At 53.9% G+C, this 20,023-nt stretch carries 18 protein-coding genes; 12 read left to right on the top strand and 6 right to left on the bottom strand.

What is annotated here, in order from left to right:
- Positions 1-8: 8 nt before the first annotated feature.
- Entirely contained in the window at positions 9-695 is a 687-nt protein-coding gene (locus tag D467_RS0115300; protein WP_018918408.1) for a response regulator transcription factor, read from the bottom strand.
- 278 nt (positions 696-973) lie between these two features.
- On the opposite strand from D467_RS0115300, the gene rdgB reads away from it, so the two are divergent.
- From rdgB to D467_RS0115280, 4 genes are all read left to right on the top strand, one after another.
- A complete protein-coding gene (rdgB, locus tag D467_RS0115295) occupies positions 974-1,582 on the top strand; it encodes an RdgB/HAM1 family non-canonical purine NTP pyrophosphatase (protein WP_018918407.1) in 609 nt (202 codons plus the stop codon).
- Positions 1,575-2,741, top strand: a complete 1,167-nt coding sequence (gene hemW, locus D467_RS0115290) for a radical SAM family heme chaperone HemW (RefSeq protein ID WP_018918406.1) — start codon at positions 1,575-1,577, stop codon at positions 2,739-2,741. Before rdgB ends, hemW begins: the two co-directional genes overlap by 8 nt.
- Positions 2,742-2,772: 31 nt before the next feature.
- A complete protein-coding gene (locus tag D467_RS0115285; protein ID WP_018918405.1) occupies positions 2,773-3,447 on the top strand; it encodes a YiaD family glycine zipper/OmpA-like lipoprotein in 675 nt (224 codons plus the stop codon).
- Between the two features lie 85 nt (positions 3,448-3,532).
- Positions 3,533-4,378: a 23S rRNA (adenine(2030)-N(6))-methyltransferase RlmJ gene (locus D467_RS0115280; RefSeq protein ID WP_018918404.1), complete on the top strand. Its 846-nt coding sequence runs from the start codon at positions 3,533-3,535 to the stop codon at positions 4,376-4,378.
- Positions 4,379-4,384: 6 nt separating this feature from the next.
- Here the strand turns inward: D467_RS0115280 and D467_RS0115275 are convergent, their stop codons facing one another.
- The gene (locus D467_RS0115275; protein ID WP_018918403.1) at positions 4,385-4,945 is read right to left on the bottom strand and encodes an Lrp/AsnC family transcriptional regulator; all 561 of its coding nucleotides are present in this window, start codon (positions 4,943-4,945) and stop codon (positions 4,385-4,387) included.
- Between D467_RS0115275 and rarD the strand changes: the two genes are divergently transcribed.
- The 4 genes from rarD (at position 4,944) to D467_RS0115255 (ending at position 9,134) form a co-directional block, all read left to right on the top strand.
- The gene (gene rarD / locus D467_RS0115270) at positions 4,944-5,855 is read left to right on the top strand and encodes an EamA family transporter RarD (RefSeq protein ID WP_018918402.1); all 912 of its coding nucleotides are present in this window, start codon (positions 4,944-4,946) and stop codon (positions 5,853-5,855) included. The two genes, D467_RS0115275 and rarD, sit on opposite strands and share 2 nt — an antisense overlap.
- Positions 5,856-6,020: 165 nt before the next feature.
- Positions 6,021-7,130 carry a cobalamin-independent methionine synthase II family protein gene (locus D467_RS0115265; protein ID WP_018918401.1) on the top strand — a complete coding sequence of 370 codons (1,110 nt, stop codon included), beginning with the start codon at positions 6,021-6,023 and terminating at the stop codon, positions 7,128-7,130.
- Positions 7,111-7,896, top strand: coding sequence for a TetR/AcrR family transcriptional regulator (locus D467_RS0115260; protein ID WP_155826515.1), 786 nt, complete (start codon positions 7,111-7,113; stop codon positions 7,894-7,896). Before D467_RS0115265 ends, D467_RS0115260 begins: the two co-directional genes overlap by 20 nt.
- Positions 7,893-9,134 (top strand): multidrug effflux MFS transporter, encoded by a 1,242-nt coding sequence (locus D467_RS0115255; RefSeq protein ID WP_018918399.1) that lies wholly within the window; start codon positions 7,893-7,895, stop codon positions 9,132-9,134. The genes D467_RS0115260 and D467_RS0115255 overlap by 4 nt, the downstream gene beginning before the upstream one ends.
- A gap of 57 nt (positions 9,135-9,191) precedes the next feature.
- Here the strand turns inward: D467_RS0115255 and mnmE are convergent, their stop codons facing one another.
- From mnmE to rpmH, 4 genes are all read right to left on the bottom strand, one after another.
- Positions 9,192-10,562 carry a tRNA uridine-5-carboxymethylaminomethyl(34) synthesis GTPase MnmE gene (gene mnmE / locus D467_RS0115250; protein WP_018918398.1) on the bottom strand — a complete coding sequence of 457 codons (1,371 nt, stop codon included), beginning with the start codon at positions 10,560-10,562 and terminating at the stop codon, positions 9,192-9,194.
- Positions 10,563-10,662: 100 nt separating this feature from the next.
- On the bottom strand, positions 10,663-12,351 hold the full coding sequence (yidC, locus tag D467_RS0115245; protein ID WP_018918397.1) for a membrane protein insertase YidC: 1,689 nt from the start codon (positions 12,349-12,351) through the stop codon (positions 10,663-10,665).
- A 115-nt stretch (positions 12,352-12,466) separates the two neighbouring features.
- Positions 12,467-12,868, bottom strand: a complete 402-nt coding sequence (gene rnpA, locus D467_RS0115240) for a ribonuclease P protein component (RefSeq protein ID WP_018918396.1) — start codon at positions 12,866-12,868, stop codon at positions 12,467-12,469.
- Between the two features lie 13 nt (positions 12,869-12,881).
- On the bottom strand, positions 12,882-13,016 hold the full coding sequence (rpmH, locus tag D467_RS0115235; protein ID WP_008959105.1) for a 50S ribosomal protein L34: 135 nt from the start codon (positions 13,014-13,016) through the stop codon (positions 12,882-12,884).
- 534 nt (positions 13,017-13,550) lie between these two features.
- On the opposite strand from rpmH, the gene dnaA reads away from it, so the two are divergent.
- From dnaA to gyrB, 4 genes are all read left to right on the top strand, one after another.
- A complete protein-coding gene (gene dnaA / locus D467_RS0115230; RefSeq protein WP_018918395.1) occupies positions 13,551-15,023 on the top strand; it encodes a chromosomal replication initiator protein DnaA in 1,473 nt (490 codons plus the stop codon).
- Positions 15,024-15,068: 45 nt separating this feature from the next.
- Entirely contained in the window at positions 15,069-16,172 is a 1,104-nt protein-coding gene (gene dnaN / locus D467_RS0115225) for a DNA polymerase III subunit beta (RefSeq protein WP_018918394.1), read from the top strand.
- Between the two features lie 142 nt (positions 16,173-16,314).
- Positions 16,315-17,415 (top strand): DNA replication/repair protein RecF, encoded by a 1,101-nt coding sequence (gene recF, locus D467_RS0115220; protein WP_018918393.1) that lies wholly within the window; start codon positions 16,315-16,317, stop codon positions 17,413-17,415.
- Between the two features lie 39 nt (positions 17,416-17,454).
- Positions 17,455-19,875: a DNA topoisomerase (ATP-hydrolyzing) subunit B gene (gyrB, locus tag D467_RS0115215; RefSeq protein ID WP_018918392.1), complete on the top strand. Its 2,421-nt coding sequence runs from the start codon at positions 17,455-17,457 to the stop codon at positions 19,873-19,875.
- Positions 19,876-20,023 lie beyond the last annotated feature (148 nt).

Below are 20,023 nucleotides of genomic sequence, written 5' to 3'. Positions count from 1 at the left end.
TGGTATTATTAGTTTTTTAGCCCACGGGGTTTATCGATAGCCGGAAGAATAGGGCCGAGATTTTGATGAATCCAGTTCAAAGCCTGTATACGGTTATGCACATTTATCTTGCGAAATATATTATAAAGGTGTGACTTAACCGTATGCTCGCTAACAAATAAGCGCTCAGCAATTTGTTGATTGGAAGAACCGGCTTTTAACAATGAAATAATTTCAATTTCCCGGTTCGTTAATCCGCAGGTAGGTCTAAACGCATTGTTTTGTGATTTGCGATAAAAAAGGATCAGCCGAGCCATTAATTCGCGCGACATCCAAAGCTCGCCATCTAATAAGGCATGGACACCCTTACAAATAATATCCAAACTCTGTTCGCGATAAAAAACGCCTGTTAAATGGGCACAGGACAGCGCCTCTAAGGCATGATTCATATTGCGGATATTAAACGCGGCAAGCGTTGCTTTTGATAATGCCTCTGGTAGCTGATCCTGCCATTCGGGCAGTGCATCAATACTGATGTGATCACAATCAATAAGAAGCAGAAGTTTTTCTGATTTAGCCGCAGGCAGTGATGAATGGCGCGAGTAAATGCTTACTTGATAGCCGGTATGCTTATTTAGATATTCAGCAAATAGTTGGGATTGAGGACTTTGCTCAGTAAGGATATATACCGAATCGAGGGACTGTTCCTTTTTCATGATAGGGCCTCTGGTAAGAAGGAGTGAGCTGACGACGAAGTCAGTGTTGCCTATAAGTGTGAATACGTAAAGTTTTGTTACTAGGTTATTTTTGTAATTGTCGCTGCTGACCTCGACAAAAAATAAAGTATTTTTAATAAGTTATTGTTAGTACGTACCTTTTATTAATGTTTTTTAAATCTACTAATTAAAACGTCATGTACATTTGGTAACATTTTGTTAGGCATACAACTAATTTGTTAGGCGTACACTGAACGACTGACGTTTGGAGAAAAGTAATGTCCACGGTAAATACCCTTGTCCTAGCCAGCGGTAATGCAGGAAAGCTAAGAGAGTTCAATGAGTTACTTTCCCCTTTAGGATTTGATGTACGCCCTCAAGCAGACTTTGGCGTACACGATGTTGAAGAAACGGGACTGACATTTGTCGAAAATGCACTGCTGAAAGCCCGCGAAGCGAGTCGTATTAGCGGTTTTCCAGCGCTTGCCGATGATTCCGGTTTAGAAGTGGATGCCCTTTCCGGCGAGCCGGGAATTTATTCCGCACGCTATGCCGGTGAGCCCAAAAGCGACCAGCGCAATAATGAAAAGCTCTTAGCGGCATTAAGTGACTATGCTGAGGGCCAGCGTACGGGGCGCTATTGGTGCGTGTTGGTGTACTTGCGTCATCCGCTGGACCCGGTGCCGGTGATTGTTCAGCGTAGCTGGGAAGGTGAATTGCTTGCCCACCCCCGCGGTGAAGGCGGCTTTGGCTATGACCCATTATTCTGGCTACCTGATCAGGCAATGAGTGTGGCTGAGTTACCCAGCGAAATGAAAAACCGCTTGAGTCATCGTGGTCGGGCACTCCAGGGGTTGGTCGATATGCTTAAGGTGGCGCATGGCTAATCCACTGCCACCGTTATCGCTCTATATCCATACACCCTGGTGTGTGCGTAAGTGTCCGTATTGCGATTTCAACTCTCATGAGCCTAACGGTGAGTTACCTGAAGCCGATTATTTGAAAGCGCTACTGAGCGATCTGGATGGTGATTTAGCGTTAGCTGCTGAACGCCAGATCCACACCATTTTTATCGGTGGCGGTACGCCAAGCCTTATGTCACCTGCGTTTTATGAACGTCTTTTCAGTGAAATACGCGCGCGTCTGGCATTTGCGCCGGGTATTGAGATCACCATGGAGGCGAATCCCGGCACCACTGAGCAGACGCGCTTTATTGGCTATCGTGAGGCAGGTATTAATCGCCTCTCGCTGGGTACGCAAAGCTTTCAGCCGGCCCAGCTCAAGGCGCTGGGGCGTATTCATGGTGGCGAAGAAGCTATCAGCGCGGTAGGGCAGGCGCGCGCGGCGGGCTTTGATAATATCAATATCGATTTAATGCATGGATTGCCCGGCCAGACGCCTTCCTTGGCACTCGCGGATATTGATCAGGCGCTAGCCCTGTCGCCCGACCACCTTTCCTGGTACCAGCTCACGCTTGAACCCAATACGGCGTTTCATTCACAGCCCCCCGTGCTGCCTGAAGAAGAAGCACTCTGGGATATTCAGGAGCTAGGCCACCAGCGGTTGGAGCAGGCAGGTTTTGCGCGCTACGAAATTTCAGCCTATTCCCAGCCTGGAAGGCAGAGCAGACATAATCTCAACTATTGGCAGTTTGGTGATTACCTGGGCATTGGCGCTGGTGCCCACGGCAAGCTGACAACTATCGATGCCGATGGGCAGTGGCATATTGAGCGGCGCTGGAAAACGCGTCAGCCCGAAGCTTACTTACGGCGGGCTAGCGATCCGCGGGGCTTTTTAGCGGGCAAACAGCCGATTACCATTGACGAGCTGCCGCTGGAATTCGCCATGAATGCACTACGTTTAACCGAAGGCGTTAGCATGCAAACCTGGTCACGGCATACCGGGCAGGTCGATGCGGTGCTCCTGACACGTTTACAAACGGCCCACAAAAAAGGACTTTTGATGGAAATGCCTGAAAAGCTGCGTGCATCGCCTCAAGGTCTATTATTCTTGAATGAGTTGCTGGAGTGTATCAGCGACGAATGACTTAAGCGCAAAGACAAACAAGGAGTGAGCGATGCGTATTTCTCGACTACTGACCCCATTGGCTGCCGCAATTCTAGTGGCGGGCTGTGCAACGTCTGATCCTTACGGTGGCCAGACACAACGTTCTTCTACTGGTATCGGTACCGGGATTGGCGCCGCAGTAGGCGCAGCAGCGGGCGCCCTTTCTGGCGATGGCAGCACCAGCCGCCGCGACCGTGCCTTGATTGGTGCAGCCGTTGGTGCCGCTGCGGGCGCGGGTGTAGGTGCTTACATGGACCGCCAGGAGCAGCAGTTGCGTCAGAATCTGCAGGGTTCGCGCATCGAGATCGACCGCCGTGGCGACGATATCGTGCTGAATATGCCCAGCAGCGTTACGTTCGGTTTTGATTCTTCTGACCTGACCAGCGATGCGCGCAGCGCACTTAATGAAGTCGCGAACGTGGTTGCTCAATACACTGATACCCGCATAAACATTGCCGGGCACACCGACAGCACGGGCGACGCCAGTTACAACCAGCGTCTGTCTGAGCGTCGTGCTCAAGCCGTTGGCAATTACCTGAGTCAAAATGGCGTTTCATCTTCACGTCTTAATACTATGGGATACGGTGCTAATCAGCCCGTTGCCAGCAACAATACCGACCAGGGCCGGGCGCAAAACCGTCGGGTAGAAATTACCTTGACGCCAACGGGCAACGGCCAAAGATAAGCGATCCGTGTAACCCGCGCATTGTCCTTCAAAGCCCGCTATGCTCCCATAGCGGGCTTTTTTGTTCACTTAATGTCGAGCGACCATGCTGTCTTATCAACACGCTTATCATGCCGGTAACTTTGCCGATGTACACAAGCATCTAACACTTTACAGCGTTAATAATTATTTATTACGTAAAAAAACAGCCATTACATATGTAGATACTCACGCGGGGCGTGGACTTTATCCACTTGCCACTAAAGAGACACAGCGTCTCCAAGAGTACCGCGAGGGCATTTGGCCTTTATGGCAGAAGCGCGATCAGCTAACTGACCCTCTGTTAACGGATTGGATGAATGTATTATCGGGCGCACAGCCAACGCCTAGCGAGCTTACCCACTATCCGGGATCGCCCTGGTGGTTTGGTCAGTCGTTACGCACTCAGGATCAGCTGCGCCTTTTTGAGCTGCATCCCGGCGAGCACCAGCACTTGGCTTCCCAAGAGCTGGCCACCCAGGCGCGACGCATTTATGGCGATGGGCTTGATGGGTTAAGCACCATGCTACCGGTAGCCACACCACGACTTTGCGTGTTGATTGACCCAAGTTTTGAGCGTAAAGCGGAGTATCAGGAAGTAGCCGATACCATCGCTTATACGTTTGAAAAGGCGCGCCATGGCGTAGTGCTAGTCTGGTATCCGCTGCTGCCAGCGGGTCACCATCACGTACTGCTAGACGCGCTGAAGACGAGCGGCGTGCGTAAGATATGGCGTAGCGAGCTTTTACTGCGTGAGCTGGGCGAACGGACCCATGGTATGTACGGCAGCGGTATGCTGGTGATTAACCCGCCCTGGGGGCTGGATGAGCGCCTGGAGGCAGCAATGGCCCAGCTTACTCCCCACCTTGGGGATGAAAGCCGCTATGAAGCACAGTGGTGGGTCGAGGAGTAGCTAGGGTTATATAACTTCCAGCGTAGTTTTGACCCGGTCCAGCACCACGGTGGTTTTAAACCATTTGACGTTGGGGTTGTTGTGAAACAGCGTGTCGCAGAGTGCCTGAAACCGGCTCATGCTGGGCACCAGCAACACCAGCATGAAGTCCGCTTCACCGGTCACGTAATAGCACTGCTGAATTTCAGGCCCGGAAAACTGGGCCTTGAGCAATGTCAGGTCGGCGGCGTGGGTTTTATCCGCCTGCACTTCCACCAGCAGGGTGATTACCTGGCCCAGGCGGTCCGGGTCGAGTACCGCCACGTTTGCCTGAATGAAGCCGCCGCTCTTGAGCTTCTGTATGCGCCGCTGTACCGAAGCCGTTGACAGGTTAACCCTTTCGGCCAGCTCGCGAAGCGGCGTCTGGCAATCCTTTTGTAAAAGCTCAAGCAGGGTGCGGTCAAAGTTATCCAGCGTCATCAGGGTCGCCCGGTGAGAAAATTTCTCGCCGACGGTAGGTAATACAAGCGCCTTTATCAAGCATGCTGCAATAAAATAGCGCTGAATTTCGCGACCGGACCAGCTCATGCGCATGGATTCCACGACGACGGCTGGCGTCACGCTGAACGTGATCGCCTCGGCCCTGTTTGCTTTACTGTTTGCCTATACCGCCCTGCTTCCGACCATGGAGGGAGAAGCGATCTACGGCTGGCGCATCCTGCTGACTTTTCCCTGCCTAAGCCTGTTTATCCTGTGGCGGGGCTATGGGGCACAGGTAGCGATTATCGGCCAGCGCCTGCTCACAGAGCGCTACTTCTGGGCCACCCGGCTGGCGTCAGCGTTCATGCTGGGCGTTCAGCTCTGGCTATTCATGTGGGCACCGGGTAATGGCCACGGCCTCGGGGTATCGCTGGGCTACTTCATGATGCCGATTGCCATGGTGATTATTGGACGTGTCGCGTTCGGCGACCGGCTGTCAGGCTTTCAGAAGATTGCTTGTTTGCTGGCGGTGGCGGGCATCGCTAATCAGTTAGTCATATCACAAACGCTGGCCTGGACTACCCTAGCGGTGTGTTTAGGCTATCCAGGCTACTTCTGGCTTAGGCGTAAAACCGATACCAATCATATTGGCGGGCTCTGGTGGGATATGCTGCTCAGCCTGCCGGTATGTGTTTACTTTATTCTTGATGGCGGCCACATAGCGGAGACGCTTGCATTCAGTATCGAAGCGATGGGGTTGGTAGCTGGGCTGGGTTTGCTCAGTGCGCTCGCTCTGGGTTTTCAGGCGCTTTCTGCTCCGCTGCTCAATCTGAGCCTGTTTGGCCTTTTGGTTTATGTTGAACCCATACTGCTGTTGGGCGTGGCGCTGCTTTTAGGCGAGGTGATTGTTCCTCACGAGTGGCCAACGTATATCGCAATTTGGTTAGCCGTGATGGTACTTGCGCTAGAAGGTTGGCAGCATTTCAAAAAATCGAGGGCGATATTACCCACCGTTTAAACAAGCGTACCCAGCAATAAATTGTTAACCACTAGCAATATCAAGTGGCTACTCTGCATTAAAGTCGTTCATGCACACTCAAGAAATGATCACTTTAATGCGTCTTGGGGATGGGTGAGGATAGGGCGATACACGATACGCCTAATCTACCGGTGGAGATGCTAAATGAGCCTTAACCCTGCCCCTTTTTCCGCCGATGTGGTCGGCAGTCTTCTACGCCCCACGGCCGTTAAAAATGCTCGCTTGGCGCATCAGGCTGGCGATCTGGATGCCCGCGATCTGCGCCGCGTCGAGGACGACGCCATTGCCCATGCGGTGAAAAGCCAGTGCCAGTGCGGCTTGAAAGTGGTGACCGATGGTGAGTTTCGTCGCGCCTGGTGGCATTTCGATTTTTTTGAAGGTCTTGAAGGCGTCGAAGGCTACGACGCCGAGCAGGGTATCCAGTTTGCCGGTGTGCAGACCAAGTCGCGCAACGTGCGCGTGACGGGCAAACTGGGATTTGGTCGTCATCCAATGCTTGAAGACTTTACATTTCTTGCCAGCATTGCTAAGGGCGCGGTGCCCAAGATGACCATTCCGAGCCCCAGCGTACTGCATTTTCGGGGTGGACGTGGCGTGGTCAGTGAAGAGGCTTATCCGAATATCGACGACTTCTTCATCGACTTGGCGAACGTCTATAAAGATGCGATCAGCGCGTTTTATGCCGCTGGCTGTCGCTACCTTCAGCTTGACGATACCGTCTGGGCGTACCTGTGCTCGCAAGAGCAGCGCGCCCTGGTGATCGAGCGCGGAGAGGACCCGGACCATCTGGCTAAGGTGTATGCCGAGGTTATCAACCAAGCGCTTGAGGACAAGCCGCATGATCTGGTAGTGGGTATGCACGTGTGCCGAGGCAACTTTCGCTCTACCTGGATATCTGAAGGCGGCTACGAGCCGGTTGCCGAGCTGCTGTTTGGCTCGGTCAATATTGACGCTTTCTTCCTGGAGTACGACTCCGACCGTGCCGGTGACTTCGAACCCCTGCGTTTCATCAAGCCCGGCCATCAGAAAGTGGTGCTGGGGCTCGTTACTACCAAAACCGGCGAACTCGAAGACCCGGAAACGATCAAGGCGCGCATTCATGAAGCAGCGCGTTTCGTACCGCTCAAGCAGCTCTGTCTGAGTACCCAGTGTGGTTTCGCCTCCACGGAAGAGGGCAACACGATCACCGAGGCCGAGCAGCAGGCCAAACTCGCGCTGGTCGTGCAGGTCGCCCGTGAGGTCTGGGGCGAGTAGCGCCGAACACGTTCACATTCCCACCTTTCAAACCCCGCTGGCGCCGATGCGTTGGCGGGGTTTTTTTGATTTAAATGGCTTGAAAGCATTTACCTACCTATCGGTAGGTAGTATATTGCGCAGCTTCTTTCATCAGCGCTTTACGAGGTGTGTTCAAATGGCACGTTCAAAGGCGACTCAGCGTATCGTTGAGGCGGCGGTGACGCACTTTGCCGCGGCGAGTTACGACGGCGCCTCGCTATCAGCTATCGCCGAGGCAGTGGGAATCCGCAAGGCGTCGCTCTACGCTCACTTTGCGTCCAAGGAGGCGCTCTTCATGGCGGCCTTCGAGGAGGCACTCGCCAAAGAGCGCGCCTTCGCCGACGACTGCTTTGCCGGCGAAGGCAGCGAGGCGCTCCCCGGCTCTCACTACTGCCAGGCGCTGGTGCGCCGCTTCGGTGAGGTCGCACATCTGCGCTTTTTCCTGCGCACAAGCTACATATCGCCGGTCACGCTCACCGAGCCGATCGACGCACTGCACGAGGCGTATCTTGCGCAGCTGAAGGCCCATTTTCTGGATAAGCTGTCGCGCTGGGAAAAGGCGACCATCACGCCGACATCTACCCGGGTATCGCGATTTGGCGAAGCCTACCTCGGCATCGTCGACAGCCTCCAGGTCAAGTTGATCTACACCACCGCCGAGCTCGGCGAGCGCCGCTTGGCGGCGCTCTTGGGCGTGTTCGAAGACTCACTGACCCACCATCTCGATACGGGTAAACCGTCATGACCCAGCAAGCGACACATCGCATCCAGTCCATCGGGACCGGGCTTCTCATTCTATTGGCGCTGATCACCGCGCTGGACGCCATGGCCATCGACATGTACCTGCCGGGCATGCCGAACATTGCCGAGGATCTCGGGGTGTCTGCCGGTCATATTCAGCAGACCCTGGCGGTCTTTCTGATCGGCCTGGCGGTCGGGCAGGCCATTTACGGACCGTTGCTGGACCGCTTTGGCCGCCGCTGGCCGCTTTTGGCCGGGCTTTTGGTGTTCATCGGCGGCTCGATTCTCGCCGCCCTGGCCCACTCCTTCGAGACGCTGATGGCCGCACGCTTTCTGCAGGCGCTCGGCGCATCGGCGGGGCTGGTGGCGCCGCGCGCGATCATCGACGACGTCTACGAGCTCAAGGAATCGGCGCAGAAGCTCTCCATTCTCATGCAGGTGATGATGGTGGCACCGATCGTGGCCCCGGTGCTGGGCGGACTGGTGCTGCTCTACGCCGAGTGGCACATGATCTTCTGGGCCATGGCGGTGCTGGCCCTGATCACGCTGGTGTGGGGACTCGTTAGCGTGCCGGATACGCTTGCAATTGAGCAGCGCGTGGCACTCAGCGGGGCGAGCATTGTGAAAGGCTACGCGCGGCTTTTTGTACAGCCGGTGTTCATGCTCTACAGCGTGGCAAGCGGGTTGGTGCTGGGAGCGTTCTTCTCCTATATCAGCGGCTCGTCGTTCGTGTTCATGGAGCACTTCGGACTGAATTCGACCCAGTACAGCCAGCTCTTCGCCGCCAACTCCGTGGGTCTGGTGGTCGGCGGGGCGGTCAGCAACGCGCTCATCAAGCGTGAGTGGTCGACGTTTCGCGTCATGGTGGTGGGTACGGCAATCTACACCCTGGCTGGCGCGGCGCTCTGGTGCGTCAACGTCCTCGGCGCGCCGACGCTTCTGACCTACGGCCTCATTCTGGGGCTCGCGATCGCCTCGCTCGGCATGGTGTTCGGTAACGTGATGGCGTTGATCATGAACGCGGCGGATTCCCCCGCCGGCGTGGCTTCGGCGCTGATGGGCGTACTTCAGTACCTGCTCTCCGCCGTGGTCGGCTTTGCGGTCAGCCTGACCACCGTCAGCCCTTCTCAGCTGCCGGCCACCATCGCTGTATGTGGGGTGTTGGCGTTGGTGCTGTGCTGGATGGCAAGGCTTAAAACTCAGGACGCTACCTATCCAAGTGGCGCCACCGGGTCGGCTTGAGCCGACCGGTGATAGCGCTTTGCGCCCATCAGGACGACCTGATGGGCGTTTTTGGTTTTACTTGCCGATACAGAAGCTGCCGAAAATTTCGCCCAGTAAATCATCAGCGCTAAAGTCGCCGGTAATTTCACCGAGGGCCTGCTGCGCGTCGCGCAGGTCTTCGGCAAGCAGTTCGCCTGCCCCGTAGCCGTCTAGCTGAGCACGCCCTGTGTCGAGCGCTGCCATGGCCCGGTCGAGGGCGTCCAGGTGGCGCCGGCGTGCGGAGAAGCGTCCTTCTGTGGTGGCGGCGAAGCCCATCACGTCCTTGAGGTGGGTTTTTAAGTTATCCACACCGGCACCGGTTTTAGCCGATAGGCGCAACGTCGGTGTGGCTGTGGATAAATCAATGCCTGCTGGTTCGGCACTGGTATCGATTTTGTTACGCACCAGGGTCAGACGGCTCTGGTCAGGCAGCCTTGCCACAAACTCCGGCCAGATGACCATGGGGTCCGTTGCTGCGGTAGTGGACGCATCGACCAGCAGCAGTACGCGGTCGGCTTTTTCAATTTCGGTCCAGGCGCGGGCAACGCCGATTTTTTCGACGGCATCCGGCGTATCGCGCAACCCGGCGGTATCAATGATGTGCAGCGGCATGCCATCGATATGAATATATTCGCGTAGAACATCCCGCGTGGTGCCGGCAATATCGGTAACAATGGCGGTGTCTTGCTCAGTCAACGCGTTAAGCAGGCTGGATTTGCCAGCATTAGGGCGTCCGGCAATCACCACGCTCATTCCTTCGCGCAGGAGCGCCCCTTGCCCGGCTGCCTTGCGCACGTCGCTGAGCGCTTGCTGGACCCCTTCCAGACGCTTGGTGACATGCCCGTCAGCCAGGAAGTCGATCTCTTCTTCAGGGAAATCGATGGCGGCTTCTACATAGACACGCAGCTCGATAAGCTGCCCAACCAGATCGCCGACCCGCTTTGAGAACTCCCCTTGCAGCGAGCGCACAGCATTCTCTGCGGCCGAGCGTGACGTCGCGTCAATCAGATCGGCGATGGCTTCGGCCTGGGCGAGGTCGAGCTTATCGTTTAGAAAAGCGCGCTCGGAGAATTCGCCGGGCCGGGCTAACCGCGCACCCAAGGCCACACAGCGTTCCAGCAGCATGTCCATGATGATCGGGCCACCGTGCCCCTGCAGCTCCAGCACGTCTTCACCGGTAAACGAGTGCGGGCCGTTAAACAGTAGAGCGATGCCTTCGTCAATAACGCTTTCAGGGCCTTTAAACGGGCCGAAGTAAGCATTTCGGGGCGTGGGGCAATCACCGAGTATGGCCTTGGCGATATCCCGGCAGGCAGGCCCTGAGACGCGGATAATGCCTACACCACCGCGGCCAGGCGGAGTGGCCAGCGCAGTAATCGTATCCTGGGTGTAAAGTCGTTCAACCATGGCGCGCCTCTTTAATAGATGCCTACATTGTGAATTTGTCGTCTTTAAAACGCCAGACCCCCGCACTAGGGCGGGGGTCTGTTAGCAAAGCGTTGGGGGATTACTTGGTTCGCATCCCTTTACCCACGCTTGGGTCTTTCTCGATGCTGCGCGTTATGAAGTACTGCTGCGCGACCGAAATGATGTTGTTGACTACCCAGTAAATTACCAGGCCAGCCGGGAACCACAGGAAGAAGAAGGTGAAGATAATCGGCAGCATCTTCATGATCTTCGCCTGCATCGGATCCGGCGGTGTCGGGTTCAGCATCTGCTGAACAAACATAGACGCACCCATCAAGATCGGCAGAATGAAGTACGGATCCTTAATCGACAGATCCTGAATCCAGAAGATAAACGGCGCGTGACGCAGCTCAACGGATTCCAGCAACATCCAGTAAAGCGCGATAAACACCGGCATCTGGATCACGATGGGTAAACAGCCACCTAAAGGATTGATCTTCTCCTTTTGGTAGAACTTCATCATCTCTTGAGACATTTTCTGGCGATCATCGCCATACATCTCTTTAAGACGCTGCATTTCCGGGCCCAGCTTACGCATGCGTGCCATGGACTTGTAAGCCTTGGCAGACAGCGGGAAGAGCACCAGCTTAACCACGACCGTCAGCAGAACAATCGACCAGCCCCAGTTGCCCACGATGTCGTGGATCTTGTCCAGCAGCCAGAACAGCGGATTGGCAATAAACCACAGCCAGCCGTAGTCGACGGTTAAGCGCAGATTAGGTGCCACTTGCTCAAGATAATCCTGAACCTTGGGGCCCATATACAGCGTTGCGCCGAGCGTTGCTTCGCTATTAGCCGCGACATTGCTGGTCGGGCCTGCAAAGGCAACCACGTTGCGATCGCTTGAATCGGTCGTAACGTAGTAAAGGTTTTGCTGGTCTTGCGCTGGTGCCCAGGCGGACACGAAGTAGTGCTGAATAATCGCGATCCAGCCGCCTTGTGCTTCACGATTCTCAAAGTTGCGGTTTCGAATATCTTCGAAATCAACCTTTTCATACCGCGCATCAGGCGTGGAGTAGGCTGCACCAATATAGGACTTCATGCCCAAGGCAACGCCGCTTGACGGGTCCGGGCTGTTATCACGTGCCAGTTGGCCGATAAAGCGAGCGCTAACCGGCGCATCGGTATTATTGGCAACATAGTAATTGACGTTAACCGCATAATTTCCGCGTTCGAAGGTAAGCCGTTTGGTAATCTCAACGCCGTTAATCTCGGCGCGTAGATCGACATTCAGCTGGTCTTCGTCATCGCTCATGCGATAGGCGCTGCTTTCCGGGGTAAAGGCAATACGGCTTGCCTGACCGTCCAGCTGCAAGCCTGAGCGCGCAACGTAGCTGCGTGTTGCATTGTCTGAAAGCAACACGTAGTTGCGCTCAGTATCCAACGTCATCTTGTGTTGCGGCAGTGCGGCATACACGATATCGCCGCCATGCGGATCAATACGCACGTCGAGTACGTCTGTGGCCACTGCGATCAGGTCACGGCTGGACGTTTCACTTTCCGCGTCGCCAGGCATGCCTTCGTCTATCGCCGTATTGGGCGTTGACGTAGATGGAACGGCTAAACCGTTTTCGTCTTCGCTACCGCTTAAGGGCGCATTGTTCGTGCTTTGTGTAATCTCAGGCGTCGAGTCGTAATCTGTCGGCCCATAATCCTGATTCCACTGAATAACCAGTAGATAGGCAAGTACTGCCAGTGGAATCAGTAATAGAAGTCTTTTTACGTCCATGAGGGTTCTGCCCGCTGGGTGATGAACATGCTAATGGCGCAGTATCATTTACTCGACCCATGACACACGAAAGCCTGCCAAGCGGCAGGCCAAGGTCGAGCGGCGAGATGCGTCGTCAAGAGTCACGTGTTACGCCATCAGACGGTGGTGCTACTGATACCGTTTGGGCGTCACGCTGAAGCCGTTTCCACATGCCATGTAACTGGCGAAAAAGCGTTTCGTTATCGATGTACTGTACGCCGCGCTTAGCGAGTATCACGATATCCATTGAGGGTAAGTGATCCTGGCGAAGGCGGGCGGATTCTCGAACAAGACGCTTAAAGCGGTTGCGATCGACAGCACGCTTTACATTTTTTTTGCTGACCACCAGTCCTACGCGGGGGTGTCCCCGGGTACTCATGCGCGCTAACGCCATCATACCTTTGCCATGAACTTTGAGGTCGGCCTGTTCAAACACGTGACTAAAATCCCCGGCATTTAGCAGACGTAAACACCGGGGATAGCCTTGATGCGGCACACGCAATCCGAGATCAGGCGCTCAGACGCTTGCGGCCTTTGGCGCGGCGGCGTGCGAGTACGGCACGGCCGTTTTTGGTTGCCATACGAGCACGGAAGCCATGCGCGCGCTTGCGCTTGAGAACGCTGGGTTGAAAAGTGCGTTTCATAACTCGTTATTCCCACGTGGTTTAGGACGGATGTGAATCCAAAAGACCCGGTCCAGTGAGGAAACTAGCCGGGGAGTTTCAAATCAAGACCGGAAATTGTAGAGACTTCCCGCGCCGGGTGCAATTTTTCCTTGCATAAAAAGCGACAAAAAGGCAATGGGCATTTGTTGGATAGGTTATCTTCACCCATTACCTTGGCAACTACTATTACTAGTTAAGTATTTTAAAACCTATTGTTATTAATAGTGGGGATAAAATTTGTGGATAAGTGGTTAATCTTTCTATTTATCATTGCCTTAAAATCATAAAAACAATGTGCATAAGTATCGTATAACCGGCAAATAAGCTGTTGGCTTGGTGTGATTAAGCCCCTTGGAAAACCGGAAAATCCAATCTATCCCCACGCCGTTAAGGGGGTTGTCCCGAGACCTTAAAGAAAGTTGTCCACAGGCGAAATTGAAGGCTAAACCCGTGTGGATAACCGAGCCTTTGGGCGCTACAATGGTCGGCCGTTTTCAACCGATGGTGAGATGAGTGTCACTCGCGCTTTGGCAGCAGTGCCTGGACTACCTGCAGGACGAATTGAATTCACAGCAATTCAATACCTGGATACGTCCACTCCAGGCAGAAGAAGGAGAGTCCAACGAGCTGCGCTTACTGGCGCCTAATCGCTTTGTGCGCGATTGGGTGAGTGACAAGTATGCTAAGCGGATCAGCGAGCTGATTCGTGAGCTTGCGCCCTCTAAACCGCCTAAGGTAAGCCTTACGGTGGGTAGCCGCCGTCCAGCGGCACCGGCTCCTCAACCTCGCGATTTGGGCAACCCCGTTTCAGCGGCCACTGACCGTTCGTCGGCGCCTGCTGTACATACGCCGCCGCGCGGAGATATTGCCGATGAGCGTGAAATCGACCAGATGCGCGAACGCGAAGAAGCGCCGCGTCGGCGCAACAATGAGCGCCAGGTTCAGGTGGAGGGAAGCCTTAAGCACGGCAGTGGGCTTAATCCTAATTTTACTTTTGATACCTTTGTTGAAGGTAAGTCGAACCAGCTGGCCCGCGCTGCCTCCCGACAAGTGTCGGAAAATCCGGGCGGTGCTTATAACCCACTATTTCTATACGGTGGGGTAGGCTTAGGTAAAACGCACTTGATGCATGCTGTAGGTAATGCATTAGCCGGCCGCCGGGATAATGCCCGAGTGGTTTACCTGCATTCAGAGCGTTTTGTCGCGGACATGGTTAAAGCGCTTCAGCTTAATGCTATTAACGACTTCAAGCGGTTTTACCGCAGTGTTGATGCACTGTTAATTGACGATATTCAGTTTTTCGCTGGCAAAGAGCGCTCTCAGGAAGAGTTTTTCCACACCTTTAATGCGCTATTAGAAGGTGGCCAGCAAATGATTCTTACCTCTGACCGCTATCCCAAAGAGATAAGCGGCGTGGAAGAGCGCTTGAAATCCCGGTTTGGCTGGGGGTTGACGGTGGCAATTGAGCCGCCTGAACTTGAGACCCGGGTCGCTATCTTGATGAAAAAGGCCGACCAGGCCAAGGTCGATTTACCCCATGATGCCGCTTTCTTTATTGCTCAAAAAATCCGCTCTAACGTTCGTGAGCTGGAAGGCGCGCTGAAAAAAGTCATTGCAGACTCACACTTTATGGGTAAACCGATTACCCAGGACTTTATTCGTGAGTCGTTAAAAGATTTGCTCGCGCTTCAGGATAAGCAGGTGGGTGTGGATAACATCCAGCGCACGGTAGCCGAGTACTACAAGATTAAGGTGGCGGATTTATTATCCAAGCGACGCTCGCGTTCGGTGGCTCGCCCCCGGCAGGTAGCCATGGCGTTAGCCAAAGAGCTTACCAATCATAGTCTGCCGGAAATCGGCGATGCGTTTGGAGGCCGTGATCATACAACGGTGCTTCACGCCTGCCGCAAGGTGAAATCCTTGCAAGAAGAAAGCGCGGATATTCGCGAGGATTATAAAAATCTGTTGCGCCTATTAACCAGCTAATCAGCCTGTCGTCTGCAGGTTTTCAGGATATAAACCGGAGTGTTGATGAAATTTTCCATTTCCCGAGAGGCATTGCTGCGTCCGCTGACACTGGTGGCAGGCGTGGTAGAACGTCGTCAAACGCTGCCTGTACTCTCTAACGTATTGATTCAGGTCGAAGGCGATCAGGTCTCCTTGACCGGTACGGATTTAGAAGTCGAGCTTATCGGGCGTACGGTAGCAAGCCAGGTAGACCAGCCTGGCGCTGCCACGGTGCCAGCTCGCAAGCTGATGGATATTTGTAAATCGCTGCCTGATCAATCAGAGATTCATCTGGCGGTAGAGGATGGCCGTGCGGTACTGCGCAGCGGTCGTTCACGCTTTACGCTCTCGACACTGCCGGTCGCTGAATTCCCCAATATTGAAGACGCCGACGGTAGCCAAGAGCTGAGTGTTCCGCGGGGCACGTTAAAACATCTTATCGAAGCCACATCGTTTGCCATGGCTCAGCAGGATGTTCGCTACTACCTCAACGGTATGCTGATTGAGATTCAGAGTAATCTATTACGTACGGTCGCAACCGATGGTCACCGCTTGGCGATGTGCTCACGCCCGGTTGAGGTTGCGGTTAGCCAGTCGCAAAAACTGATTGTACCGCGCAAGGGTATTCTTGAGCTTTCGCGCCTGCTTGATGACAGTGACGAGCCGGTCAGCTTAACGCTTGGCTCAACCCATGTGCGTGCCCATACCGGTGACTTTACGTTCACCTCGAAACTGATCGACGGCAAGTTCCCCGATTACGAACGAGTTGTACCGCGCAATGGTGATAAAGTGCTGATCGCTGAGCGAGCCGAGCTGCGTCAGGTGTTGTCGCGTACCGCGATTCTCTCCAATGAAAAGTATCGCGGTGTGCGTCTGTATCTTGAGGAGAACAATCTCAAGGTAATGGCCAATAACCCTGAGCAGGAAGAAGCCGAAGAGAACGTGGCGGTTGAATATAACGGCACGGCAATGGAAGTTGGCTTCAACGTAGGCTATCTAGTGGATGTACTGTCTGTATTGAGCGTAGACAGAGTCCAGGTGACGCTGGCGGATCCTAATAGCAGTGCATTGCTTGAAGAGCCGGGTGGTGGCGACGCGCTTTACGTCGTTATGCCCATGCGGCTGTAAATAACCGCCAGGCTGCCTTAATGCCGAGTAAGGTGTGTAAAGTAGCCTATGCAGGGAGAGCGGCGCTTCTGACAGCAGAAGCGCCGTTTTCACTTTTTTGCCTGGCTACTCATTGTTGTGGGACTTTAACCAGCGAGCTTGAATGAGCCTGATACAGCTTAACTTCCAGGGCCTGCGGAATTTGATCCCGCTTGAGATGCGTCCCTCATCCAGAATTAATATCATTAGCGGTCCAAACGGCAGTGGTAAAACCAGCCTATTGGAAGGCATTCATATTCTAGGCATGGGACGGTCTTTTCGTACCCGGCAGTTAAAAAATGCCATTCAGGCGGATCAGCCGTATATGACGCTCTACGGGCGGCTTCAAGGTGAGCCTGAGGTTTCGGTAGGGGTTCGTCGGTTAAGAGCTCAGAGAGAGCTTGAGCTGCGCCTACGGGGCGATAAAGGGGTGCGTTTAGCTGAGTTAGTGGAGGCCATGCCGCTTCAGTTAATTAACCCTGATGCCTTCAGGTTGCTGGAAGGGTCGCCCGCCGGACGCAGGGAGTTTTTCGACTGGGGAGTGTTTCACGTGAAACAACACTTTCTTGAAGCGTGGAAGCGCACGCGTCGAGCAGTGAAACATCGGAACGCGCTACTCAGGCGTGGTAGAATAGATCCTCAGGAAATGGCGGCCTGGGAACAGGAATTGGCCCTATGGGGCGAGGTAGTTGATAGGTTACGGTGTGAGTGGTTTAGCGAGTTTCTTCCAGTCTTTGAAGAGACGCTTAACGTACTGCTTCCATTACCTGGCTTAAAGCTTAATTACGCTCGTGGATGGGATAAGCAAAAAACGCTTGCTGAAGTGCTTCAAGATAATCGGTTAACCGACCAGCAGATGGGGTTTACCCAGCAGGGCCCTCAGCGCGCCGATTTACGTATCAGGCTTAACAAACAGCCCGCTGTAGAAGTACTTTCCAGAGGCCAGCAAAAGCTGGTGGTAAGCGCACTCAAGCTTGCCCAAGGGCGGTTTCTGGAAAGAACAGCACAGCGGCACTGCATCTATTTAATTGATGATTTGCCAGCGGAGCTGGATGAACAGCATCGACAGCGTTTTTGTCAGTTGCTTGAAGAGATGCAGTGTCAGGCTTTTATTACCAGCGTTGACCCCGCCGCATTGCAGAATATGTGGCAATCAGAAACCCCGGTTAGCATGTTTCACGTGAAACATAGTGAACAGGGGCTTAGCCAGTTGCAGGGCGGGTAAACGACACGGAACGAGACAGACTTCACGACGGAGTGGTCAATGAGCGAGCAGGCTTACGATTCATCAAGCATCAAGGTGCTCAAAGGGCTGGATGCAGTACGCAAACGTCCAGGTATGTACATCGGCGATACCGATGACGGCACCGGTTTGCACCATATGGTCTTCGAGTTGGTGGATAACTCCATCGACGAAGCTTTGGCAGGCCACTGTAGTGAAATTCGCGTGGTCATTCATGCCGATGAGTCGGTAACCGTTAGTGATAATGGACGCGGTATACCCACCGAGCTGCATGAAGGCGAGGGGGTTTCTGCCGCTGAAGTTATCATGACCGTGCTACACGCTGGCGGCAAATTTGATGATAACTCTTATAAAGTATCCGGCGGCCTTCACGGTGTAGGTGTTTCCGTCGTTAACGCGCTGTCAGAAGAGCTGCGCCTGACGATTTGGCGCCAGGGTGAAGTATTTGAACAGATTTATCACCACGGCGTGCCTCAGGCACCGCTTAGCGTCGTAGGTAAAACGGAAAAAACCGGCTCACGCGTTCATTTCCGTCCTTCGCCGAATACCTTTGCCAATATCGAATTTCATTACGATATCCTGGCTAAAAGGCTGCGCGAACTGTCGTTTTTGAATTCAGGCGTTGCCATCCGCTTGCTGGACGACCGCAGCGGAAAAGAAGAGCTGTTTCATTATGAAGGCGGCTTGAAAGCATTTGTTGATCACCTGAATTCCAATAAGACGGTGCTGAATCCTGTTTTCCATTTCAACGCCTCGCGAGAAGATGGCGTAGAAGTGGAAGTGGCCATGCAGTGGAGCGACGTCTTCACCGAAAGCATTTTCTGCTATACCAATAATATCCCTCAACGGGATGGCGGTACTCACTTGGCCGGCTTCCGGGCGGCGCTAACGCGTACGATGAATAACTACATCGAAGCGGAAGGCCTGCTCAAAAAAGCTAAGGTTAATACCGCAGGCGACGATGCTCGTGAAGGCCTGACAGCAATTATTTCGGTTAAAGTGCCGGATCCGAAATTCTCTTCACAGACCAAAGACAAGCTGGTCTCCAGTGAAGTGAAAACGGCGGTTGAGCAGGAAATGGGTCGCCTGTTTTCTGAGTACCTGATCGAGAAGCCCAGCGAAGCCAAAGCTATCGTTAATAAAATGCTGGATGCGGCGCGTGCGCGTGAAGCAGCACGTAAAGCGCGGGATATGACGCGACGTAAAGGCGCGCTGGATATCGCAGGGCTGCCGGGTAAGCTTGCCGATTGTCAGGAAAAAGATCCCAGTCAATCAGAGCTTTACCTAGTGGAGGGTGACTCGGCCGGCGGCAGTGCCAAGCAAGGCCGTGATCGGCGTACGCAGGCCATTTTGCCGCTGAAAGGTAAAATCCTTAACGTCGAGAAAGCACGCTTTGACAAGATGCTTTCCTCTGCAGAGGTAGGCACGCTAATCACGGCCTTAGGCTGTGGCATTGGTCGTGAAGAATTTAACCCGGACAAACTGCGTTACCACTCTGTCATCATCATGACCGATGCGGATGTGGATGGTTCGCACATCCGTACACTGCTGTTGACCTTCTTCTTCCGTCAGATGCCGGAGCTGATTGAGCGTGGCCACATCTTTATTGCTCAGCCGCCGCTTTATAAGATCAAGCGTGGTAAGCAAGAGCTTTACTTGAAAGATGAGCAGGCCATGATTGATTACCTGACCACCACAGCATTGGATGGCGCAGGTCTGTACGTCAACGCCGAGGCACCGGGAATCGCCGGGTCGCAGCTGGAAACGCTGGTTAATCAATACCGCAATGTTATGAAGCGGATTGATCGCCTGGCGCGGGTATATCCGATCGAAGTGCTAAAACAGATTATCCATGCCACCGGCTTACAGGGTGAAACAAGCCTGAAAGACCACGTGACGATGGAGAACTGGATTGCCGAGCTGCAGAAAACCATGGATGACATGGTGGCCTATGAAGGTGGCCCGCGCTATACCTTCTACCTGAAACAGGATGAAGAGCGCGGCTTACTGCTACCCACCGTATCATTGGTTGCCCACGGCGTAACGACCGAGTACGACTGGGGCCTAGATTTCTTTGAGAGCGCCGATTATCGGGCGATTTCAGCGCTGGGCGATACGCTTGACGGGCTGCTTGAAGAGGGCGCGTTTATCTCGCGTGGCGAGCGCCAGAAGCCGGTTGCGCATTTCTCCGAAGTGCTTGAATGGCTGATGCAGGAAGGCCAGCGTGGCCTGTCGGTACAGCGCTACAAAGGGCTAGGGGAAATGAACCCCGATCAGCTGTGGGAAACCACCATGGATCCGGATAGCCGCCGCATGCTGCGTGTTACGATTGAAGATGCTGTCGCGGCCGATAAGATGTTTAATACATTGATGGGCGATGACGTAGAGCCACGTCGTGACTTTATCGAGACTAACGCGCTGGTTGCTAACCTTGACGTATAAGTCACGGTGCTGGAAATAGGATGTGGGCCTCGGTTTAAATGTTTCACGTGAAACATGCCTTTAACTCGCCAGGCCCATATCTGCGGATTGTATGACAGTACGAAAAAGTTAGTACAGTACTGAAAATATAGCTAAAAATGAAAATGCC

It is taken from the genome of Vreelandella zhanjiangensis DSM 21076 (assembly GCF_000377665.1).
GTDB classification, from domain to species: Bacteria; Pseudomonadota; Gammaproteobacteria; order Pseudomonadales; family Halomonadaceae; genus Vreelandella; species Vreelandella zhanjiangensis.
Note: the sequence above shows the minus strand (reverse complement) of the source record. Positions and strands in the feature narration are given on the sequence as shown.

What these genes read in the sequence shown, in the direction of transcription:
- rdgB (WP_018918407.1), top strand. Translation starts at nt 974, where the DNA reads ATGTCCACGGTAAATACCCTTGTCCTAGCCAGCGGTAATGCAGGAAAG.
- recF (WP_018918393.1), top strand. Translation starts at nt 16,315, where the DNA reads ATGAGCCTGATACAGCTTAACTTCCAGGGCCTGCGGAATTTGATCCCG.
- D467_RS0115280 (WP_018918404.1), top strand. Translation starts at nt 3,533, where the DNA reads ATGCTGTCTTATCAACACGCTTATCATGCCGGTAACTTTGCCGATGTA.
- dnaN (WP_018918394.1), top strand. Translation starts at nt 15,069, where the DNA reads ATGAAATTTTCCATTTCCCGAGAGGCATTGCTGCGTCCGCTGACACTG.
- gyrB (WP_018918392.1), top strand. Translation starts at nt 17,455, where the DNA reads ATGAGCGAGCAGGCTTACGATTCATCAAGCATCAAGGTGCTCAAAGGG.
- D467_RS0115300 (WP_018918408.1), bottom strand. Translation starts at nt 695, where the DNA reads ATGAAAAAGGAACAGTCCCTCGATTCGGTATATATCCTTACTGAGCAA.
- hemW (WP_018918406.1), top strand. Translation starts at nt 1,575, where the DNA reads ATGGCTAATCCACTGCCACCGTTATCGCTCTATATCCATACACCCTGG.
- D467_RS0115275 (WP_018918403.1), bottom strand. Translation starts at nt 4,945, where the DNA reads ATGAGCTGGTCCGGTCGCGAAATTCAGCGCTATTTTATTGCAGCATGC.
- D467_RS0115285 (WP_018918405.1), top strand. Translation starts at nt 2,773, where the DNA reads ATGCGTATTTCTCGACTACTGACCCCATTGGCTGCCGCAATTCTAGTG.
- D467_RS0115265 (WP_018918401.1), top strand. Translation starts at nt 6,021, where the DNA reads ATGAGCCTTAACCCTGCCCCTTTTTCCGCCGATGTGGTCGGCAGTCTT.
- mnmE (WP_018918398.1), bottom strand. Translation starts at nt 10,562, where the DNA reads ATGGTTGAACGACTTTACACCCAGGATACGATTACTGCGCTGGCCACT.
- rpmH (WP_008959105.1), bottom strand. Translation starts at nt 13,016, where the DNA reads ATGAAACGCACTTTTCAACCCAGCGTTCTCAAGCGCAAGCGCGCGCAT.
- D467_RS0115255 (WP_018918399.1), top strand. Translation starts at nt 7,893, where the DNA reads ATGACCCAGCAAGCGACACATCGCATCCAGTCCATCGGGACCGGGCTT.
- rarD (WP_018918402.1), top strand. Translation starts at nt 4,944, where the DNA reads ATGCGCATGGATTCCACGACGACGGCTGGCGTCACGCTGAACGTGATC.
- yidC (WP_018918397.1), bottom strand. Translation starts at nt 12,351, where the DNA reads ATGGACGTAAAAAGACTTCTATTACTGATTCCACTGGCAGTACTTGCC.